Below are 3,020 nucleotides of genomic sequence, written 5' to 3' on the forward strand. Positions count from 1 at the left end.
AAGAGGGTGAAGGCATCGAGGAGGACGAGGAAGGCGGCGACGAGGATCGCCAGCTGGTCCGCTTCCTGGTCGGCGCCCGGATGGTGCGGCGCCGGCGCGGCCGTCGCGCGCTGCTCGCCCGCCATCTCCGCGAGAGCGGCATGGAAGACGACGGCGGCGAGGAGATCGAGGATGAGGAGGAAGGCGGCGACGAGGATCGCCGGCTGGCGCGCATTCTGGTCGGCGGCGCGGCGCGGCGCCGGCGCCTGCGGCGCATGGTGCTCGCTCACCTGATCCGCGAGCGCACGGGCGAGGAGGACGGAGAAGGCGTCGAGGAGGATGACGAGGAGGGCGGGCGTGAGTCTGGCCGCCTGGGACGCGCCATGGCCACGCGCGGCGGCATGCGCCGACGCCGTCTGCGCCGCATGGCGCTCGCCCGCGTGCTGGGCGAGCAAGCGGCCGCCTAGTCCGCAACGGTTCTAGAGAGGTGCGGGTGCGGTCGGAGACGCCGTCTTGGGCCGCACCCGCCGCTTGGTGCTCAAAGCACGGCCGTGGCGAAGGGCGGTCACCGGCTGAACAGTCCAAGGTCGCTGGCTCCGCTGCTGGAGGCACGGCTGGCGAAAGCGCCGCCCCGCCAGCCGGCTGATCCGTCGCGATGTCAGCCCGTTTTTTGAGGCTAATCGCGTGTAAAGATCGCGATTAGAACTCCAAATATTACGGATAAGACCCCCGAGATAAACAGCAGGGATGTTTTTCTGTATCTGGATGGCGAGTCGTCTAGGAGGCTTATGGAGCGAAATAAGCTCGCGACTTGTAATAGAATTCCAACGCCAATAACCACCTCGGAAGTCTTTTCCGAAAATGTCCATCCCGACTTGGACTCTACGGCCCAAAAAGTTCGAAGAAAAGTTATTGAGAATCCAAGAAATACCGTTATGGCAGTCGTAATCGACTGGCGGTACCCATGGGGGACTTTGTCTTCCTGCTCCATCCGTGGAAAGCTTCGCTATCTCGTGGGGCGCGTTATCATGGCGCCTCGAACAAGGCGCTCAATCGGTAGCTGACCCGAGACTTGCCTGACGTAAAACCTGATGCCGCGCCGGTGTTAGATGTCGGTGTGGGCGATGATTTGGCCATTGCGCACGGCGGTCTTCAACGCGTCGTAGTCGCGCTCAGCCTGGTCGGCATAGGCCATCGCGAAATCGCCCATGGCCTCGTCAAAGGCGTCGCTGCGTCCCAGGTAGCCTGCGATGGACGCCCGATCGCCGGTCTTGGCGTGGGCGCGCGCAAGCACCCATCCGCACATCCGCGCATAGTAGTACAGCGTCTCGTAGTCGAAGGTCTCGACCAACGGCTTGATCTTAGCGTCGCGCAACTGGCGCGCGTAGAACTGTATGCCGCCTTCCCCTGTGACCCAGCCCAGCAAAAGGTCGGACGCCGGCTGCATCAGCCGCTGGCCCATCACCACCCGCTGGCCATGGTGCGGATAGAGGCTTGGCCCGGCGGCTGGCTCCAGGACCGAGGCGACCGCCTCCTTGAACTGCAGGAAGAGCGGCTGGTTGGACTCCGACATCACCAGCACGATCCAGCAGCGCCGGCCGACGCTGCCCACGCCCACCACCTTCATCGCCGCGTCCACCAGCGCGTAGTTGTCGAGCAGGGAGCGCCGATCCTCCGGCAGCGTCTCGCGATAGCTGGCGAGCACCCGCTCCACCAGGGGGCGGAACCCGGGCGCCAGCGCATCCGCAGGGTGAAAGATCAGGGGCGGGACGTCGCGGATCCCGATCTTGCCGCTGACCATGCTGGTCAGCCGGGGGAAGTCGAGGTCCGATCCCTGGCGCTTGAGGGTTTTGTCGAGCCGGCGCTGGAGACGCGCGCCTACGGCGCGGGGCGCAAGCGCCAGCACATCCTCTACGGTGATGCGGGAGTACCAGACCTCCAGGGGATGTCGCTTAGCGTATAAGCGCATCCGTTTGTGGTAGCTGTAGGCGCAGGCGACCGCGGCGTCACGACCCTTGCCGTCCGAGAGCCCAAGCGATCGCGCGGCGAGAACGAAGGAAACGACCAGCCGCTTGATGTCCCATTCCCAAGGCGCGGGCAGGGTCTCATCGAAGTCGTTGAGGTCGAACAGGACGTTGCGCTCGGGTGTGGCGAAGCCGCCGAAATTCATCAGATGGCAGTCGCCGCAGGCCTGGACCTTGAGCCCCGAGACCGGCGTGGCCGCGAGATCGGCGGCCATCAGTCCGGCCGAGCCGCGGTAGAAGGCGAAGGGCGAGGCCAGCATGCGGCCGTAGCGGATCGGCACGAGCTCGGGCACGCGGCCTTCGTCCGCGGCGCGCAGGAGCTGGATCGGATCGGTCTTGCGCCGCGAGCGCTTCCAGCGGGCGTGTTCGGCGAGAGGCACGCGTTCGCGCAGCGTCCGCCCGGCGACGCTCCGCTCTTTGGGCGGCGCGCGCCGGGCCCGGTCCGCAGTGGTCGAAGAGGGAACGGGCGCAGGCGTTTCGCCTCTGATGATGCGGGGATCAACCGCGAACGCGGCCGCCTCGTCCATGGTGTGCGACATGGCATCATCCTCCACGCGGCGCGCTGCGCCGCCCGGGAAAGAACGCCCCACAGACGTGTTGGTGACACGATCGCGGCGGGCGTATTCGTCCGGCCAGCGGCCTCGAAGAGCTGAGGCAGACGCACGAGCACTGCCGAAATGGGGGCTCCGGAGCGGTCATCGATCTGAAGCGCCTGCGTGTCTGGGGACGTTCGACGATTAGTTCGGCGGCGGCGGGTAAGCCTGAGCTGGCGGCGGAGGCGGCGGATAAGCATAGGCCGGCGGCGGCGGCGCGACGGCGGAGCTGACGGCCGCTGCCGTCATGCCGGTCACCGCGCCCACCGCCATGCCGGCCGCCACCGGATGATAGACCCCGCCGCCGTAGTAACCGCCGTTGTGGCAGCAGCCGCCGCTGACGTTCACGTTGCGGTTGACGTTGACGTTGGCGTTCCGGTTGACGCTGGCGCTGCGCGCGCCGGCGTAATTGCCGCCGCGAGCG

At 66.8% G+C, this 3,020-nt stretch carries 3 protein-coding genes; all 3 read right to left on the reverse strand.

Annotation, left to right across the window (positions count from 1 at the left end; genetic code table 11):
* Nucleotides 1-434 (reverse strand): hypothetical protein (locus VJS38_RS03225; protein ID WP_324086714.1); only part of this gene is annotated, 434 nt, incomplete at its 3' end.
* Nucleotides 435-1,084: 650 nt separating this feature from the next.
* Nucleotides 1,085-2,542: a DUF2252 domain-containing protein gene (locus VJS38_RS03230; RefSeq protein WP_324086715.1), complete on the reverse strand. Its 1,458-nt coding sequence runs from the start codon at nt 2,540-2,542 to the stop codon at nt 1,085-1,087.
* Between the two features lie 198 nt (nt 2,543-2,740).
* Nucleotides 2,741-3,020, reverse strand: a 280-nt coding sequence (locus VJS38_RS03235) for a hypothetical protein (protein WP_324086716.1), incomplete at its 5' end; no start/stop codon positions are given.

The sequence above is a fragment of the Phenylobacterium sp. genome, from assembly GCF_035276905.1.
In the GTDB taxonomy this organism is placed as follows: Bacteria; Pseudomonadota; Alphaproteobacteria; order Caulobacterales; family Caulobacteraceae; genus Phenylobacterium.